General features: G+C 65.1%; 15 protein-coding genes and 1 pseudogene. 15 read left to right on the top strand and 1 reads right to left on the bottom strand.

What is annotated here, in order from left to right:
- The first annotated feature begins 1,846 nt into the window (after nt 1-1,846).
- From ON20_RS40215 to ON20_RS06095, 6 genes and pseudogenes are all read left to right on the top strand, one after another.
- Complete coding sequence (locus tag ON20_RS40215) at nt 1,847-2,215, top strand: hypothetical protein (protein WP_306306820.1); 369 nt, start codon at nt 1,847-1,849, stop codon at nt 2,213-2,215.
- The gene (locus tag ON20_RS06115; protein ID WP_306306819.1) at nt 2,212-3,276 is read left to right on the top strand and encodes a reverse transcriptase domain-containing protein; all 1,065 of its coding nucleotides are present in this window, start codon (nt 2,212-2,214) and stop codon (nt 3,274-3,276) included. The genes ON20_RS40215 and ON20_RS06115 overlap by 4 nt, the downstream gene beginning before the upstream one ends.
- A 150-nt stretch (nt 3,277-3,426) precedes the next feature.
- A pseudogene (gene istA, locus ON20_RS06110) lies at nt 3,427-4,615 on the top strand (IS21 family transposase).
- Nucleotides 4,615-5,412: an IS21-like element helper ATPase IstB gene (istB, locus tag ON20_RS06105; RefSeq protein WP_040833968.1), complete on the top strand. Its 798-nt coding sequence runs from the start codon at nt 4,615-4,617 to the stop codon at nt 5,410-5,412. Before istA ends, istB begins: the two are co-directional and overlap by 1 nt.
- Nucleotides 5,413-5,880: 468 nt before the next feature.
- Nucleotides 5,881-6,771 (top strand): hypothetical protein, encoded by an 891-nt coding sequence (locus ON20_RS06100; protein WP_157228720.1) that lies wholly within the window; start codon nt 5,881-5,883, stop codon nt 6,769-6,771.
- 84 nt (nt 6,772-6,855) lie between these two features.
- Entirely contained in the window at nt 6,856-8,238 is a 1,383-nt protein-coding gene (locus ON20_RS06095) for an IS1380 family transposase (protein WP_040833966.1), read from the top strand.
- Between the two features lie 541 nt (nt 8,239-8,779).
- Here ON20_RS06095 and ON20_RS39800 read toward each other — a convergent pair.
- A complete protein-coding gene (locus tag ON20_RS39800) occupies nt 8,780-9,565 on the bottom strand; it encodes a ketopantoate reductase family protein (RefSeq protein WP_281032843.1) in 786 nt (261 codons plus the stop codon).
- Between ON20_RS39800 and ON20_RS40930 the strand changes: the two genes are divergently transcribed.
- From ON20_RS40930 to ON20_RS37830, 9 genes are all read left to right on the top strand, one after another.
- A complete protein-coding gene (locus ON20_RS40930; RefSeq protein WP_281032842.1) occupies nt 9,510-10,316 on the top strand; it encodes a DUF302 domain-containing protein in 807 nt (268 codons plus the stop codon). The two genes, ON20_RS39800 and ON20_RS40930, sit on opposite strands and share 56 nt — an antisense overlap.
- Complete coding sequence (locus ON20_RS06075) at nt 10,294-11,460, top strand: alpha-hydroxy-acid oxidizing protein (protein WP_040833963.1); 1,167 nt, start codon at nt 10,294-10,296, stop codon at nt 11,458-11,460. The genes ON20_RS40930 and ON20_RS06075 overlap by 23 nt, the downstream gene beginning before the upstream one ends.
- The gene (locus ON20_RS06070; RefSeq protein WP_051161757.1) at nt 11,457-12,575 is read left to right on the top strand and encodes an enolase C-terminal domain-like protein; all 1,119 of its coding nucleotides are present in this window, start codon (nt 11,457-11,459) and stop codon (nt 12,573-12,575) included. The genes ON20_RS06075 and ON20_RS06070 overlap by 4 nt, the downstream gene beginning before the upstream one ends.
- Before the next feature lie 4 nt (nt 12,576-12,579).
- On the top strand, nt 12,580-13,143 hold the full coding sequence (locus ON20_RS06065; protein ID WP_157228717.1) for a TetR/AcrR family transcriptional regulator: 564 nt from the start codon (nt 12,580-12,582) through the stop codon (nt 13,141-13,143).
- Nucleotides 13,144-13,199: 56 nt separating this feature from the next.
- Nucleotides 13,200-14,291: an NmrA family NAD(P)-binding protein gene (locus ON20_RS06060; protein WP_040833994.1), complete on the top strand. Its 1,092-nt coding sequence runs from the start codon at nt 13,200-13,202 to the stop codon at nt 14,289-14,291.
- 128 nt (nt 14,292-14,419) lie between these two features.
- Nucleotides 14,420-15,222, top strand: a protein-coding gene (locus ON20_RS34055) for an IS5 family transposase (RefSeq protein WP_086008922.1) whose coding sequence is annotated in 2 segments (ribosomal slippage) — nt 14,420-14,756 and nt 14,756-15,222 — 804 coding nt in all. Because the reading frame shifts where the segments join, the coding sequence is not laid out codon by codon here.
- A 127-nt stretch (nt 15,223-15,349) separates the two neighbouring features.
- On the top strand, nt 15,350-16,741 hold the full coding sequence (locus ON20_RS06045) for an IS1380 family transposase (protein ID WP_040833961.1): 1,392 nt from the start codon (nt 15,350-15,352) through the stop codon (nt 16,739-16,741).
- Between the two features lie 315 nt (nt 16,742-17,056).
- Nucleotides 17,057-17,557: a hypothetical protein gene (locus tag ON20_RS38570; RefSeq protein WP_245547075.1), complete on the top strand. Its 501-nt coding sequence runs from the start codon at nt 17,057-17,059 to the stop codon at nt 17,555-17,557.
- A partial coding sequence (locus tag ON20_RS37830; protein WP_040833960.1) for a hypothetical protein occupies nt 17,554-17,761 on the top strand: 208 nt, incomplete at its 3' end. The genes ON20_RS38570 and ON20_RS37830, both read left to right, overlap by 4 nt.

The raw sequence follows: 17,761 nt of genomic DNA, 5'->3' as shown, positions 1-17,761 counted from the left end.
ACGCATTCATTCAGCATCGAGTCCAGGCGCATCGACACGAAAGAATCTGCCTGCGCTGACGCAAGCACGGCGACCACCCGCTGGCGGACCGTCAGGAGGCCGAAGGTCATCACCCTCTCGATAGATTCGACACTCAGTTGGTCCCGCCGGCGAGGCCCGATGGTCATCGCGTACGAGAGGTCGGACACAACAAGACGGACCCCGCAGCGCGTTCCGCCGCCTGCGCATCGAGAACGATATCGACCAGTTCGTTCGCCGGCCCCCGACCACCCTGACCTCGTTTGCACCGACGGGACAAGGCCGCGTCAACATCGCGCATTTCGCCTAGCCTATGCCGCTCGCCCCACATACCACAGGCTGTATCCCGGATCGAGCCCTCGCCGACGATGCGGGCTGATCACCCATGCCGCTGGCGCACCGGTGAAAGCGGATTCTTCGAGCGCGGTACTACCTTGCCCCTGCGTCGGTATCCCGGTGCGCGCCATCGCCCTGCACCTCAACGACAACGGTGGCGTTCAGCCCGTTACCGATGCGTGCCCACTACCTGCACGGAAGGTAGCTCGTCCACAGCACACGCTGTGCGCTTGATCCCCTCGCCCGTTACCTTTTTCGTGGGCCCGGAACCGGGCCCACGGTCGCCAGGCCCGGTATGACTTCTTGCCCCTACTTACCGGGTAACGGTTGGTCGAGCAGTGGCTGATGCCTGCTTTGCCCCTCGGTCCACAGAGACCTCGAGACAGGCCGCGCGCTGACGCTGCGATGCCGATCGTTCGGGTGGTTCGGCCGCGGCGAACGACGCATGGAATACGCCTGGGGTTAGATCCCTGCGACAAGACGTAGCGCGTCGCCGCGGCCGGACTGCCACATCTTGACTTGTTGTCCGGCGACTCCTGGCACACCTCCGGTCCGATGAGGCCTCGTGCAAGACCGCGAGCGTCGGTGGTAAAGCCGGAAGTGGCTGGGCAGCTGATTCCATTGTTGTCCAGTCACTTCCGGGCGTTTGATTGATCGTGGTCCGAGCCCGCCCGCACGACCGAACACCTCGAAAACTGCGAGCCCTGAGCTCTCAGAGAGACCGGTGTCGTGCGGGTGCGCTGGGAACGCGAACAACTCATCGGAGGCCAGCCCATCGAGGCTCGTAAGTAGGGCGTCGCGCGTTCTCGCCTGGGTCTTGGACCTGCGGAAACAACCGAAGAACTGGAGGACCGATGAGCCGCTACTGCGGGATCGATTAGGCCGAGGGCCACGTGCGCCACGAGGTGTCCGTATTCGAGTGGAGGTGAGAGACCTTCGCCTGCCGGCCGTCGCAGCGGCCGGCTGAAGCCGGGGGCAGCCTGATCCGGGAGACGCCGGTGAGGGTGGGAGCAGCCCCGACAACGCCGGGACGGGTCGGCACTGTCAGACGGTCCGGGTCCGGTCAGCGAGACGAGAAGGTATACGAGAGAAACCAGTGTTCGACGCCCCTCAACGGCCCACCAGCTCAAATCTGGCGGATACGGCTGGGCGCGGTGCGTAACCACCGCCTTCGAGTGGTGGGGAACTCCCGGTCACGATGTGACAACCGGCCGGGAGGCCATGGTGAAAGCCTGCGGCGTAACCATGGCGATGCCGCAGCGGTAGAGCTGGATGCCTCACTCGTCGATCGAATACGTGATGAACGTGGGAACCGTCCGGGACCGCCCTCGCTACCGCGCAGCCGGCGTGGCGGCAGGGCAGGTGCGTCGTCTGCTGATGGTGCCGGGCGGGGCGGAGGCTTTGTAGTAGTCCGGGGCCGGGAAAGCCGGTCACATGGCGAAGGGAGCCAGCAAGTCTGTGGTGGAAGTACTGGAATGCCGGGAGGGCACTGGTGAATACGAGTGAGCCGTCGATCGCCGCGTTGCGGGCCGAGCGGCGGGTACTGGGTATCCAGACCAAGCTGCACCGTTGGGCGAACGACGATCCTCATCGTCGGCTCGATGATCTGTTCAACCTCGTTACCGATCCCGCGTTCCTGTTGATGGCGTGGGAACGGGTCTCGGGGAACAAGGGAGCACGCTCGTCCGGAGTGGACGGCACCACCGTCGCCTTCGTTCGGGAACGGATCGGCGTGGACAACTTCCTCGCCGAAGTGCGGGATCAGTTGAGGTCCCGCTCTTTCCGTCCGCTGCCGGTCAAGGAACGGCTCATCCTGAAACCGGGGTCGCGCAAGATGCGCCGGTTGGGATTCCGACCGTGACCGACCGCGTGGTGCAAGCCGTGCTGAAGCTGGTGCTGGAACCGATCTGGGAGGCGGATTTTCAGCCGTGTTCCTATGGATTTCGGCCGAACCGGCGAGCACACGACGCAGTCGCCGAGACTGTCTTCCTGGCATCCAAGACTTACGAGTGGGTGCTGGAGGGCGATATCGAGGCGTGTTTCGACGAGATCTCGCATCCGGCCCTGATGGACCGGGTGCGGGTTCGGATCGCAGACAGACGGGTGCTCGCGCTGGTGAAAGCGTTCCTGAAGGCGGGAATTCTCGCTCCCGACGGTTTCGCCAGGGACAGCGTCAGCGGCACTCCGCAGGGTGGGATTCTGTCGCCGTTGCTGGCTAATGTCGCGTTGTCGGTTCTCGACGATCATATCGTCGGGGCCGCTGGCGGGCTGCGGTCGACGACGAAGCAACGGGAGGTTCGGCGCCGAAAGGGGTTGCCCAACTATCGGATCCTGCGATACGCGGACGACTTCGTGATAATGGTGTCGGGCAACCGTGAGCACGCCGAGGCGTTGCTCCCGGAAGTGGCCGAGGTTCTGGCCACGGTCGGATTGCGGCTGTCGGCGGAAAAGACGCTGATCACCCATATCGACGAGGGCCTCGATTTCCTCGGTTGGCGCATCCAGCGTCACCGCAAGCGAGGCACCGACCGGCATTACGTCTACAACTATCCGGCCAAGAAGGCCCTGCGGTCGATCAAGGCCAAATGCAAGGCGATCTGCCGGATCAACGTCAGCCTGTCGCTGGCTGTCCTGCTGCACAAGCTGAACAGCGTGTTGCGGGGTTGGACCACCTACTTCCGTCCTGGGGTGTCGGCTCGGGCCTTCCACTACCTGCGCATGATCGTCTGGCGTCAGGTGTTCGGATGGTTGCGCCGCAAATACCCTCGAACCGGATGGAAGGATCTGCGCCGCCGCTTCTGCGACGGCACGTGGTGGCCCAGGGACGGGGAGGTCGTGTTGTTCAACCCCGGATCGGTGACGACGACCCGTTACCGGCCTCGGGGTTCGACGATCCCTTCGCCCTGGCCCGCAGCGAGTTGAGGATTCCGAATTACCCGACGGGACTTGGGGAGAGCCGGATGCGGTGAGAGCCGCACGTCCGGTTCGGGAGGGCGGCACGAGGAAACGGGCCAGGCGAGAGCCCGACACCGCGCCTCGTGTCGACCCCACCGGTTGCATCGCTCGGAGGGGATGGCGATCCGGGCGATAGCCCGTCGGATGGGTATTTCGAAGAACACGGTGAAGAAGGCGCTGGCTGCGCATGAGCCGCCGCGGTATCAACGCAAGCCGCGGGGTTCGGCGGTGGATGAGTTCGAGCCGGCGATCCGGGCGGTGCTGGCGGAGTTCCCGGATATGCCGACGACGGTGGTCATGGAGCGTGTCGGCTGGCAGCGGGGCCGGACGGTGTTCTTCGAGCGGGTGCAGCAGTTGCGGCCGTTGTTTCAGCCGGTGGATCCGGCATCGAGGACCGAGTATCAGCCCGGTGAGCTGGCGCAGTGTGATCTGTGGTTTCCTCCGGCGGATGTCCCGCTGGGGTTCGGGCATGTGGGGCGGCCTCCGGTGCTGGTGATGGTGACCGGGTATTCGCGGGTGATGACCGCGGTGATGATCCCGACCCGGCAGAGCCCGGATCTGCTGGCCGGGCATTGGGCGTTGATCTCGCGGTGGGGTCGGGTCCCGAAGATGCTGGTCTGGGACAACGAAGCGGCGGTCGGTCAGTGGCGGGGCGGGAAACCGCAGCTGACCGAGACGATGAACGCGTTCCGCGGGTCGCTGGGCATCAAGGTGCTGCAGTGCAGGCCTCGGGATCCGGAGGCCAAGGGGCTGGTGGAGCGGGCGAACGGCTATCTGGAGACATCGTTCCTGCCGGGCCGAGTCTTCGCCGGGCCGGCGGATTTCAATGTCCAGCTCACCGATTGGCTGGTTCGAGCCAAACCACCGTCACCATCGTCGTCTAGGGTGTCGTCCGGTCGATCGGTGGGAAGCCGATCGGGCGGCGATGTTGGAGTTGCCGCCGGTGGATCCCGTGGTCGGCTGGCGGTTCAGCACCCGGCTGCCTCGCGATCATTACGTCCGCTTGGACTCCAACGACTACTCGGTCCATCCGGCCGCGGTCGGCCGCCGGGTCGAGGTCCGTGCCGATCTCGGCCAGGTCGTGATCAGCGCTGCCGGCGCAGAACTGGCTCGGCACCGGCGTTGCTGGGCCGATCACCAGACGATCACCGATCCCGCTCATGCGGCAGCGGCCGCGGACCTGCGCAACGCCCGGCGCCTGGTCTCGGTCCCTGCGATCGACACCGATGTCGAGCACCGCAACCTTTCCGACTACGACCGCATGTTCGCCCTCGACGAGGCGGACGGCAGCGAGGAAATCGCCTGATGGCCACCAAGAACCCAGCAAAGAACTCACGGGATGTCTCATCCGAGATCGCTTATCTCGCCCGGGCTTTGAAAGCCCCGACTCTCGGCGGCGCCGTCGAGCGGTTGGCCGAACGAGCCCGCGCCGAGAACTGGACCCACGAGGAATTCCTGGCTGCCTGCCTGCAGCGTGAGGTCTCCGCCCGCGAATCCCATGGTGGTGAGGGCCGCATCCGTTCGGCCCGGTTCCCGGCCCGCAAAGCGCTCGAAGAGTTCGATTTCGATCACCAGCGCTCACTCAAACGCGACACCATCACCCATCTCGGAGCCCTGGACTTCATCACCGCCAAGGAAAACGTCGTGTTCCTCGGACCACCGGGAACCGGCAAAACCCATCTGTCGATCGGTCTCGGGATCCGTGCTTGCCAGGCCGGTCACCGCGTCGCGTTCGCCACCGCATCGGAATGGGTGTCACGTCTGGCCGAGGCTCACCAAGCCGGAAAACTGCAGGCAGAGCTGATAAAACTCGGCCGGATTCCGTTGATCATCGTCGACGAGGTCGGCTACATCCCCTTCGAAGCCGAGGCCGCGAACCTGTTCTTCCAACTGGTTTCTTCCCGCTACGAACGGGCCAGCCTCATCGTCACCAGCAACAAACCCTTCGGCCGCTGGGGCGAGGTCTTCGGCGACGACGTCGTCGCCGCCGCGATGATCGACCGCCTCGTCCACCACGCCGAAGTCATCTCCATGAAAGGAGACAGCTACCGCCTCAAAGACCGAGACCTCGGCCGCGTCCCCGCGGCCAAAACCAACGACTAAAAACCCAGGGTGGGTCCGCATTCCACCGGACAGAGTGGGTCAAGGTTCAGCCGACGTTGACATCACCGGCGTACAGAGGCAGCGCGCCGCTGTCCGGCACGACCGGCGCCCCTTGGACCCCCATAGGATCGCGAGCCAGAGGCTCCGATGAGCAGGCGAATGGCACGGTCACAGCCCTCCAAGTGGTGTAGGTCGGATGCGCGTGACGGCATTGGCACACGCCATGAAGCGGTGACTCTGTGTCATCCCGCTACAACGCCTTTGCCGGCCGGATAGCCCGAAGCAGTTCACCGTCGCTTCTGCCGACTGTCGGCGTGTCCTGACCTTGCCGTGACACGGTGTCGCATCTCGACACCCACGAAGTGATCATCTGAAACTTCTTGTGCCCGTGCTGTCTCCTCTGCTCCCCCTCTACGATGAGCAAAGCCGGCAGACGCAGGGAATCGAAGGTCTGAAGGGGTGGTGGCGATGGTTTCTCGCCTCAAAACCGTGCTACGTGAGCGGCACCTGCAAACACACGGTGCGTTCTGCCGTGAATACGATAAGGTTGCCGCGACAATCGATCCCGACCTCGTCGGGTCGGCTCCCAAACGAGCCCAGTTCCACCGCTGGCTGTCCGGCGACGTGAAAGGTCTCCCGTACCCGCATCACTGCCGGGTCCTGGAAAAGATGCTGCCCGGCCACATCGCCGCCCAGCTCTTCACACCCGATACCGCGAACCAGATCATCAACGAACCCACCATGCGAAGCAGGGACCCGGGCCCGTCGGTCGCGTGGGCATCTCCGCGGACAAAGCACCGGTCCCACGTCGATGGGCCGGTATCGGCTGGTTCGCAGACCTTGTTCGGTGATCATCTCTCCGTCCTGCGGATGCCAACGGGACGTTTCTTCTCCGGCCCGGATATCCCGACGATCGTCTTTCCGGCAACGGCGAAAAGTGGTCGTGTGATGGCTATTCCACCGACCGGCGCTGCGTGGGACCTAGCGATGGCCGCCCCAGGGCGATCCTTGGTGGTTGCCCACATCGACGCTCCTGACCAACCACGTCACTATGTGATGGATCGCCGCCGAGCTCGTGCCCGACTGGCGGCCGGCTCGCCTAACGCGCCGCTACTGTTTCCTTGCGCGTACCTGCTCGATGACTTCACCTTCGCCATCATCTGGGCCGTGACCTGTCTCGACAGCGCGTTACTCGACGACGACACCAACCTGGCCGACGCCCTCGCTCTGCTCGACGCGCCGGAGCTCGCCCCGTACCCTGCCTTCGGGCACGACCTGGGCGTGGACTTGTCCCCGGTTTCGCGGATGTGGCTCGGCTCTGAGCCTCGATCCACCGATGCGGGGCGTTCATGGTGGTAGTCGCCGAATGGAAAAGTGCCCTCCGAGCTGGGATGATCATTGTTGTCGAGACAGTGATCGAGCCGGTTCAGAAAGGCACTTCGAGTGCAAGTGTTGCATAGATTCGCTGCGGAGTCAGCGGTGTTCGACGAGGGCAACCTCGTTTCGTTGACCGGGCTGGTTCCGGTGATGAAACTCGCCGAGCAGACAGGGCTGGAGAACCTGCTGGCGGAGAAGGTGTCGATCACCGGGGCCCGGGTGGCGTCGGGGGCAGCGAATTCGGCCACGAAACTGTCGACGCTGATCGCGGGGATGTGCGCGGGCGCGGACAGTATCGACGATATCGATGTGCTGCGCAGCGGCGGTATGTCCACGATGTTGCGGCGGATGTATGCGCCCTCGACGATCGGTACCCTGCTGCGGGAGTTCACCTTCGGGCATGCACGGCAGTTGGAGTCGGTGCTGGGTGCCCACTTGTCGCGGTTGTGTGATCGGGCCGACCTGCTGCCCGGCGTCGATCGGCAGACCTTTGTCGATATCGATTCGTTGTTGCGGCCGGTATATGGGTATGCCAAGCAGGGCGCGTCCTATGGGTCCACCAAGGTGTCGGGCAAGCAGGTGCTGCGTAAAGGGCTCTCACCACTGGCGGCCACGATCAGCACCGATGAGTTGGCGCCGGTGATCGCGGGGATGCGGCTGCGGGCCGGTAGGGCTGGCTCGGGCAAAGGCGCTGGTCGGATGGTTGCCCAGGCGATCGCGGCGGCGCGGGCCGCCGGTGCCACCGGTGAAATCTTGGTCCGTGGAGATTCGGCCTACGGCAGCCGCGCGGTCGTGGACGCATGCCGCCGGGCAGGTGTCCGTTTCTCGCTGGTGTTGACGAAAAACCGTGCCGTTACGCGGGCGATCGCGTCGATTCCCGGTGATGCCTGGACCCTGGTGCAGTATCCCGGCGCGGTCCGCGATCCCGATACCGGGGCATGGATCTCCAATGCCGAAGTCGCCGAAATCCCATACACCGCGTTCGCTTCCAAACCCGATGCCCTCACCGCCCGGCTGATCGTGCGCCGTGTCCGTGACGCCGCCCGTCAAGACGAGTTGTTCCCGGTGTGGCGGTATCACCCCTTCTTCACCGACTCGACCGAACCTCTCGTCGACGCCGATGTCACCCACCGCCGCCACGCCGTGATCGAGACCGTGTTCGCCGACCTCATCGACGGCCCGCTCGCGCATATCCCCTCGGGCCGGTTCGGCGCGAATTCCGCGTGGGTGTTGTGCGCGGCGATCGCGCACAACCTGCTGCGCGCCGCCGGCACGCTCGCCGGCGGAGTCCTGGGCAAGGCCCGCGGATTCACCTTGCGTCGGAAGATCATCGCTGTTCCCGCCCGCTTCGCCCGCCCGCAACGCAGACCCGTCCTGCACCTACCGGCGCACTGGCCATGGGCGGCTGCCTGGCGACGACTCTGGGCAGCCACCATCGCCATGGGTTGACCCGTTCTTTCGTCCCTACAACCAGGAACCACAGTGGAAAAGCTGGGTAGACCAGCGGTCACCTCATGCCAGAAACCCGATGGTCCGCGCGCCGCAGGCGCGCGGACCATCGGTAAACCGCATCGGTGGATCGAGGGTTAGACTCTCAGGGGTCGGCGTGGTCTCCCACCGCAGTGCCGCCGACCTGCACCGCCTCGGCGACCTCGCGCTGAAGACATTGATCCCGTCCCACGCCGAGGGGGCGTCGTCACCGATGTGGTCGCCGGTGGTGCGGGGCTGGTTCGAGTGCCAGCTATTCGGCGCGGATCGGCGCGGCCGGCGAATCGGGTACACCGGCGAGACGGTGGTCGCCGTAGCGCAGCCGGCTCAACACACCCCAGAGCTCCGTAGCAGCCCGTGGCGGGTGTGTTGATGCCGACTGCGGTCTTCCGGGAGGCTGTCCGGTCGGCCCAGGTCGCCGACATCCGCGTCCGGACCGGGTACTGATCCGCAAGTACATCACGGACCTGGAGTCGCTCGCGGTGGTGATCTGACCGACGGCTCAGAGTCCGGCGTTGTGCACCTGGATTCCCACCAGCGCTGCGTCGAGCAGTGGGGTCTGAAGCCCTGCGCCGCGAGCCATGGCGGTCAATTCGCTCAGTACCGCCGCTTCCACGCAGCGTCCGGCCGCGAGGTCCCGAAACATCGACGGACCGAAAGTCGAGGTCGGGTCGGTCAACGTTTCGCGAAGCGCTGCGCGTGAACGCTGGTCGATGCCGTGTCCTTCGGCGTATATGACAACGACGATCTCGTGGAGTAACGCATCGGCGGTGGCGGGACCGCCCGGTGTGCGAGTGATGGGGCCGATCGTGGACCGGAGCAGGCAGGTCAGTGCGGCCGTCGCCGTGATGAAGGCGAACTTCGTCCACATCACGGCGACGATGTCGTCGCTGACTGTCGTCGACACGTCATCGACGGTCAGCAATGCCGCGACTCCGGTGAGCCGGTCCACCGGTCCGGGATCGATGCGGCCGATCTGGATGGTTGCACCGGGACGGATCTCCTGCACCACCCCGGCATCCAGCGAGGTGACCATCTGTGCCGAACCGCCGCAGACGCGGTGGGCACCGAAACGGGCGGTCAGCAGGTCCAGGTGCGCCACCCCGTTGACCACCGGCACGACGGTGGAATCCGCCGCTACCGCGCTGGCGAAGTCGTCGATGGCTGCCGGCACGGCGTCGTTGCGCACCGCGAGGATTACCACGTCGTATGTCTGGTCCAGTGTTTCCGCCGTGACCGTGGGGACCGCGACGGACGTGGTCGTTGCATCGGCCGAGCGGACCTGGATTCCGGAAAGCTCCAGCCTATCGCGTGTGTGGATGAACCAGGAACGTCACGTCTCGTCCGGCCCGGGCCAGTCGGGCCCCGATGTAGCCGCCCACGGCGCCAGCGCCCACGACCAAGATCTTCATGTGCAACTCCGTCCCGCCGATCCCTATGATGGTCATCATAGGCGCGAATATGGAGATTGGCATAGCCTGGAGGTGTCAGCCGTCCCATCCATCAAAGGGAAGATCATGAGCGAGATCAAAATTGACGCGATCAATCACGGCATGACCCGGCTGAACATCTTCACCGGAATACCGTTCACGCAGTTCTGCGTGACATTCGAGCAGGCCGCGCCGGCCTACGACCCGACCGTCTTCCTGGACTGCCGGACTTGGGCGCAGGTAACCGAGACCATGGAGCAATTCGCTCCGCACGGCCTGGTCGTCTACGCCCGACTCGACGCCGGAACGATGCTGGCGTTGACCGGGACGCAGGTCCGATCGGTCGAGTACCTACTCGGCAATCACGTCATCGCCGAGACGATGTTCCGCCATGACCCCAACGCCCTACTCTACGCGCCTTTGCGCGTACTCGTGTTCAGCGATGACCACGGCGATGCGGTGGTCGCCATCGACTGGCCGTCCTCGGTATTCTGCGGGCTCGACAACGACGCGGTCACCAAGACCGGGCATCTGCTCGACGGCAAGGTCGCCGGTCTACTCGGTGCGATCGGCGTCGAGATCGGTGATGGTCGTGACGAGTTACGGTGACTACCAGAACGACATCTACAGTGGTGGGCTCGAGGGTCGGCTCCCGAGGTACCCGGTGGACTTTCCATCGCTGGAAAGCAAAGCAGCACAGGCGCTCCCGGGACCGGTGTACTCGTACGTGGCCAGCGGGTGTGGGGATGAGGGCACCCAGCGCGCCAACGTCGCGGCGTTCGACCGATATGTGCTGACACCACGCATGCTGGTCGGCGCCGCTGACCGGGACCTGTCGGTATCCCTGTTCGGGATGTCGGTGCCCACGCCGATCTTCCTCAGCCCGATCGGCGTCGTGGGACTGTGCGCCCAGGATGGACACGGTGACCTGCACGCGGCAGAGGCTTCGGCCCGCACCGGTGTGCCGATGATCGCATCCACGCTGAGTCAGGATCGGCTGGAGGAGGTTGCCGCGCACACCGCGGACACTCCGGCGCTCTTCCAGCTCTACACACCCAATGATCGCGATATCGCAGCCAACCTGATGGGACGCGCCGAACGCGCGGGGTACCGGGCGATCGTCATCACTCTCGACACCTGGGTCACCGGGTGGCGACCCCGCGATCTCAACACCGCGAACTTTCCTCAACTGCGCGGATTCGCCCTGGCCAACTACTTCACCGACCCGGTGTTCTGCGCCCAGCTCGCCGAACCGCCCGAGACCGACCCAGCTGCGGCGATCGCGCACTGGAGCGCGGTCTTCGGCAACCCGCTGCGCTGGGAGGATCTGCTGTGGCTGCGCGAATCGACGTCGTTGCCGTTGCTACTCAAAGGTATTCAGCACCCCGATGATGCGCGCCGGGCCCAAGACTACGGTATCGACGGCATCTACTGCTCGAATCACGGCGGCCGTCAGGCCAACGGTGGACTGCCCGCACTCGACGCACTACCGGCAGTTGTCCAGGCTGCCGGGGCTCTGCCGGTGCTGTTCGATTCCGGCGTCCGCAGCGGGTCGGATGTGGCCAAGGCGCTGGCACTCGGTGCGACGGCAGTGGGAATCGGGCGGCCCTACGCCTACGCGATGGCTGTCGGCGGCGCCGACGCCGTCATGGCACTGCTACGCGCGATGCTGGCCGAACTGGATCTGCTGATGGCAATCGACGGCTTCCCGACCCTGGCCGACCTGCGACGGGCCGAGGTGCAACGGCTATGAACGCTGCCGAACCGCTCGTGACACACATCCGGACCCGCGGGGTGCTCACTCCGCTCGACCGGCCGCTGCACACCGCCGGCGGCGGCACGGACGTCGCATCGCTGGTCCTCGTCGATATCAGCAGCAGCGCCGGCGTGATCGGCCATGCCTACGCCTTCGCCTACCGCGCCGACATGCTCGCGACACTGACGCGACTCGTGCGAGACCTGTCCGCGACGCTACTCGGGGGCCCGATCGCCCCACAGGCGGCGACCGCCCGGCTGCGCACGGGCCTGACCCTGCTCGGTACCGCCGGCCTGGCGCAGATGGCGCTGGCCGTCTTGGACACCGCACTGTGGGACCTACTCGCCCGCTCGGCCGGCTTGCCGCTCGTGCGGCTCCTGGGCGGTCACCCGCAGCCGGTGCGCGCCTATGCCAGCTTCGGGATGGAGGGCGCGGACTGCGCGGCGCGATCGGCAGCGGCCGCCGCCGAATCCGGATTCGGCAGCGTCAAGATCAAGATCGGGTATCCCACCCTGGTCGAGGACCTGGAAGTGCTGGATGCCGTCCGCAACGAGGTCGGCGACGGTGTCGACATTATGGTTGACTACAACCAGGCGCTGACCGTGCCCGAAGCGCTGCGGCGGTGCCACGCACTCGATACCCGTGACCTGGCCTGGATCGAGGAACCCGTGGCCGCCGACGATCTGGACGGGCACGCCCGCATCGCCGAGCAGATCCGCACGCCCATCCAGATCGGTGAAAATGCCTGGGGGCCCGCCGGTATCAGGGCGATCTTGAACCGCCGGGCCGGTGACCTGGTGATGATCGACCTCGTCAAGGTAGGCGGGATCAGCGAGTGGCTCACCGCCGCCGCGCTCTGCACATCGGCCAATATCCCGTACTCCGACCACTTCTATCAGGAGGCCAGCGTGCACCTCATGGCGCTCTCGCCCGGCGCCCATCTGCTCGAGTTCTACGGCCCCGCGGATGCGATCCTGACCCAACCACTCACGACAGCCCACGGGCACATCGTAGCCGGGGAAGGCCCAGGCAGCGGCGTCGACTGGGACGAAGAGGCGGTCGCCCGGTATGTCCGATGCGGGCACGAAGTCGGCTCCCGGCTGGGAAGGTGAGCGCGTGACCGACGACACCAAGTCCCGGATGATCGCCTCGGCGATGTACCTGCTCGCCCGCGAGGGCTACCAGAGAACGTCGTTCACCGCGGTACTGGAGCACTCGGGAGCCCCGCGCGGATCGATCTACCACCACTTCCCGCGCGGCAAGGACCAGATGATCGCAGCGGCCGTCGATGCGACGCTGCGCCGGGGACTGGAACCGCTGGACGCGCTGCGCGGAAAATCGTTGGCGACCGTGCTGCGTGGCATCTCCGATCATTGGCGCTACCTGTTGGAACACAGTCAATGCCAGGCCGCCTGCCCGGTGATCGCCACCTCGGTCGGCGCGACCAATCCCGAACTGCTGGAGCATGTGGCGCAGGTGATGCGCCAGTGGCGCTCCCACTATCGAACAGTGCTCGAAGAAGCCGGCGTACCCCGACGGCGCTCCGAAGAGCTGGCGGCCACGCTGCTGTCCGGGTTCGAGGGTGCCCTGCACCTGGCGCGCGCCGAGGGCTCAATCGAGGTCTTCGATCACACCACTCGCGCGCTGCGCCGCAGCGTGCGGCTCGCCGCCAGGGCCTGACCGACACAACACGTTCTTCCACAACGGAATCGTTTCGCTCGAAAGGAGTAGTGATCATGTCGAACTCACCGCGAATCTTCGTCATCGGCGCAACCGGTGCGCAAGGGACCCCGATCGTGCAGGGGCTCGTCGCCGACGGGAAGTACTCTGTTCGCGCGCTGACCCGCGATGCCGCCTCCCGCCGCGCCAAAGAACTGACCGGATTGGGCGACGTCAGCCTCATCGAGGGGTCGTTCGCCGATGAACAGGTCCTGCGCGAAGGGCTGCGCGGCTGCCAACGAGCATTCGTGAACATCGACGGGTTCAACACCGGCGAGAAGACCGAAACATACTGGGCCATTCGCCTTTATGAGATCGCTATCGAGGAGGGCGTCGAGTTCTTCGTCTACGGCAACCTCGACTACGTGACCAAGAAGACGGGCTACGACTCACGATTCCGCACCGGGCATTACGACGGCAAAGGACGCGTAGGTGAGTGGATCCTTCTGCAGAACCACGACAACCACCATCGAATGGGTGCAGCATTGTTCACCACAGGACCCTACATCCAGATGGCACTGTCGCCCAGAACACCGATGACACCCACCCTTGAGGACGGAATCCTCACTTGGCGAGTGCCGCTCGGCAGCGGAGCCGTGCCGCACGTGGCCCTCGACGACTGCGGTCACTACGTGCGGTGGCTCTTCGACAATCCAGAGCGCGCGAGCGGAATGGAGTTGGCCATCGCGATCGAACAAGTCCGATACGCCGACCTCGCCGCCGCCTTCGAGACGGTCACCGGCCATCCGGCCCGCTACATCGACACCGACCTGGACGACTACTGGCGCACAGGGCCGCTGGCCTCCCGTGCCGACAGTCCAGCCGGATACAACGCCGATCCCGCCGACAAGAGCACGATGACGGTCCGGGAGAACTTCACCGGGTTCTGGAACAATTGGAAGTTCGAAACCGTGACCCGTGATTACGAGCTTCTCGATGAGATCCACCCACACCGCATTCGGACGGTCGAGCAGTGGCTCAGGCACGAAGACCAACTCGGACACAGCCAAGGAAGAGGCACCCTCGCAGAACGAATCCAGCCCGAGAACTGGGAGCGTCAGGTCCCGATACTGAAAAACTCGCAAGACGGACGACGCGGACGGCTCTGACACAACCACCCGTGACAAACTTCCATACAGCACCCGCAGCACCTGACAACCCGGCGGCTAAGAGATCAGTTCAGAATGAACTTTTAGATTGTCTTGCGCTGCGCTGCAACGTATTTGACAATCTCTCGGTGGGTGATGCGGTGGTGACCGACGAGCTGTGGTCCAGGTTGGAGTCCTTGATTCCGTTGCGGGAGAGACGCTTCCGGTACCCGGGACGTCATCGGTCCGATGACCGGGCCGCGCTGGAAGGCATCCTGTACGTGGCCCGCACCGGCATCGGGTGGAACCAGTTGCCGACCGGGTTGTTCGGCGTCTCGGGTGCGACCTGCTGGCGTCGGTTGAGCGAATGGTCGCAGGCCGGCGTGTGGCGGCAACTGCACGAAGGCGTGTTGAACGAACTCCGCGCGGCCGGACGTCTCGAACTGTCGCGGGTCCTGGTCGATGCCTCCCACATCCGAGCCCTCAAAGGGGGGACCATGTCGGCCCGAGCCCGGTCGACCGAGGCCGGCCCGGCAGCAAGCATCACCTGATCACCGACGCCGCCGGGACACCCTTGGCGGTCACGCTGACCGGCGGAAACCGCAACGACGTCACCCAGCTCATCCCACTCGTCGATGCCCTGCCCGTGATCGGGGGCCGTCGCGGCCGCCCCTGGCGCCGACCCCGGCACCTCTATGCCGACCGCGGCTACGATCACGACAAGTATCGTCGGCTTCTCCGAGCCCGCCGTATCACCCCGGTCATCGCCCGCCGCAACACCGGCCACGGCTCCGGACTCGGCACACTCCGGTGGCCGGTCGAGCGCAGCTTCGCATGGCTACACGCCTTCAAACGTTTGCGGACCCGCTACGAACGCCGCGCCGAGATCCACCACGCACTACTGAGCCTGGCCTGCTCGGTCATCTGCCTCCGGAAACTCATTCTGAACTGATCTCTAAGCCTCGATCCACCGATCGGTTACTGCCGGTTGGGGTGGAATGAATGGAGAAGTGCCCTTTGAGCTGGGAAGATCGCTGTTGTCTAGGCAGTGATCGGTCCGGTTCAGAAGGGCACTTCGGGTGCAAGTTTTGCATAGGTTCGCCGCGGAGTCAGCAGCGTTCGATGATCAGAGTCTTGTGTCGCTGGCCGGGCTTGTGCCGGTGATGCGGCTGGCCGAGCAAACCGGGCTGGGTGAACTCCTGATGCAGAAGGTGGCGATCACCGAGCCGCGGATCCGTTCCGGTGCGGCAAACGCCGGGCCGAAGCTGACGACGCTGATTGCAGGGATGTGCGCCGGCGCCGACAGCATCGATGATGTCGGCGTGCTGCGCAGCGGCGGCATGCCCACGGTGTTCCACCATGTGTATGCGCCGTCGACGATCGGCACTTTGTTGCGGGAATTCAGTTTCGGTCATGCCCGCCAGCTCGAATCGGTGCTGGGTGCGCACTTGTCACGGCTGTGTGAGCGGGTCGATCTGCTGCCGGGCGCCGAAGAGCGGGTGTTCGTCGATATCGATTCGTTGTTGCGGCCGGTGTATGGGTATGCCAAGCAGGGCGCGTCGTATGGGTTCACCAAGGTGTCGGGTAAACCGGTGTTGCGTAAAGGTCTTTCACCGCTGGCGACCACGATCAGCACCGATATGTCGGCGCCGATGATCGCGGGAATGCGGCTGCGAGCCGGGAAAGCCGGCTCGGCCAAAGGAGCAGCCCGGATGGTCGCCCAAGCCATCACCTGCGCCCGCGGGGCGGGGGTGGCCGGTGAGATCGTGGTTCGCGGGGATTCTGCCTTCGGTGGCCGCGCGGTCATCGCGGCCTGCCGACGCGGCGGTGCCCGGTTCTCGCTGGTGTTGACGAAGAACCGGGCCGTGCAGCGCGCGATCGAGGCGATCGGCGATCAGGCGTGGACACCGGTGAAATACCCCGGTGCGGTGCAGGATCCGGATACCGGGGGATGGATTTCCGATGCCGAGGTCGCCGAAACCTCGTATACCGCGTTCGCTTCCGGACCCGATGCGGTGACCGCCCGGCTGATCGTGCGTCGTGTCCGCGATGCTGCTCGTCAGGACGAATTGTTCCCGGTCTGGCGGTTTCACCCGTTCTTCACCGACTCGACCGAACCGGTCGTGGACGCCGACCTCACTCACCGCCGCCACGCTGTCATCGAAACCGTGTTCGCCGACCTGATCGACGGCCCGCTGGCGCATATGCCGTCCGGGCGTTTCGGCGCGAATTCGGCCTGGGTGCTGTGCGCGGCGATCGCCCACAACCTGCTGCGCGCCGCCGGCCGGCTCGCCGACCCGCAACTGGGCCGCGCTCGCGGGGCGGCCCTGCGCCGAAAGATCATCAACATTCCCGCTCGTTTCACCCGCCCGCAACGCAGACCCGTCCTGCACCTACCCGCTCACTGGCCCTGGGCGCGGGCCTGGCAGCAGTTATGGCACACCACCACCACTGCACTCTCGACCGCCTGAACACCGCGAAACACCCCTACGACCAGGAATAACAGTGGAAAGGCTGGGCAGACCAGCGGCTACCCGCTACCCAAAAACCAGTGGGCCACGCGCCTGCGGCGCGCGGCCCACTCAGCAACTTCATCGGTGGATCGAGGCTAAGTAGTTGTCGGCCCTACACGTCAGCTCGAACGTCAAAGCCACCGGCACTGGAGGAAGCCATATGCCATCTCTGGGACAGGATCAGCCGCTCCCCCGCTTGTTGGGCTCAGTCTCGCCAGCAGCGTTACCTCGTGACGGCTCGCAACCTCCTGGCTCACATGCAAAGTGATCCAGATGGACAATTCCACCCGGCGCGTCTTCGACGCGCAGAAGGAGATTGCCCGGCTTGTTCCGTCGCCGTGGAATCGAGACCGGTTCCTGGCCGCTCTGGGCGAGTGGCGTCAACGCTCGATTCAACTGATGCCCGTGGAATCCGATGCGTTACCGGACATTTGGGATCAGGGTCGCGGTGCTCCCTGTGATCTGTGGCTGGAAACCGATGCGGCTGACATGATCGCTTTCACCGCGGGCACGACAGATTTTCATATCGATCAGATCATGTGGCACGAGGTTGGGCACATGGTGCTCAACCACAATACGAGCACTGGGGATCTCGCGGGGTTGAAGGAGCTGTTGCCTGGTATCGATCGTTCGACGGTCCAGCGGGTCCTCGGACGCAGTGAGTTCGCCGACCACCAGGAAAACGAAGCCGAATTGTTCGCGGATCTCATGCTGTCGAGTACTTCTCGATGGCGCACGAGCCCACCCATGCGATTCTTGTGGGGCGAAGAGTGACGTCGTCGGCGCCGGCACTCGTCGCGTGGGTGGTTCTCGGGTTCTGTGCGGTGACCTCGGTGTTTCGGCTGCTGTGGTTTTCTTTCGGCGCCGGGCCGAGTGAGCGCTTGGTGACCTATGCGCTATTGCTCGGGACGGTCTCCGGTGTGCTCCGTGAGCGTGTCGTGCAGGATTGGCTGGCGCAGGTGGGTGTGTCCGATGTTC

The sequence above is a fragment of the Nocardia brevicatena NBRC 12119 genome (assembly GCF_000308495.1).
Lineage (GTDB): Bacteria > Actinomycetota > Actinomycetes > Mycobacteriales > Mycobacteriaceae > Nocardia > Nocardia brevicatena.
The sequence above is the reverse complement of the archived record's forward strand: the minus strand, read 5'-3'. Positions and strand labels throughout refer to the sequence as shown.

Bases quoted from the DNA above. Each gene is read 5' to 3' on its own strand.
- ON20_RS38570 (WP_245547075.1), top strand. From the start codon at position 17,057: ATGGACAATTCCACCCGGCGCGTCTTCGACGCGCAGAAGGAGATTGCC.
- ON20_RS06070 (WP_051161757.1), top strand. From the start codon at position 11,457: ATGAACGCTGCCGAACCGCTCGTGACACACATCCGGACCCGCGGGGTG.
- istB (WP_040833968.1), top strand. From the start codon at position 4,615: ATGGCCACCAAGAACCCAGCAAAGAACTCACGGGATGTCTCATCCGAG.
- ON20_RS06075 (WP_040833963.1), top strand. From the start codon at position 10,294: ATGGTCGTGACGAGTTACGGTGACTACCAGAACGACATCTACAGTGGT.
- ON20_RS06100 (WP_157228720.1), top strand. From the start codon at position 5,881: ATGGTTTCTCGCCTCAAAACCGTGCTACGTGAGCGGCACCTGCAAACA.
- ON20_RS06060 (WP_040833994.1), top strand. From the start codon at position 13,200: ATGTCGAACTCACCGCGAATCTTCGTCATCGGCGCAACCGGTGCGCAA.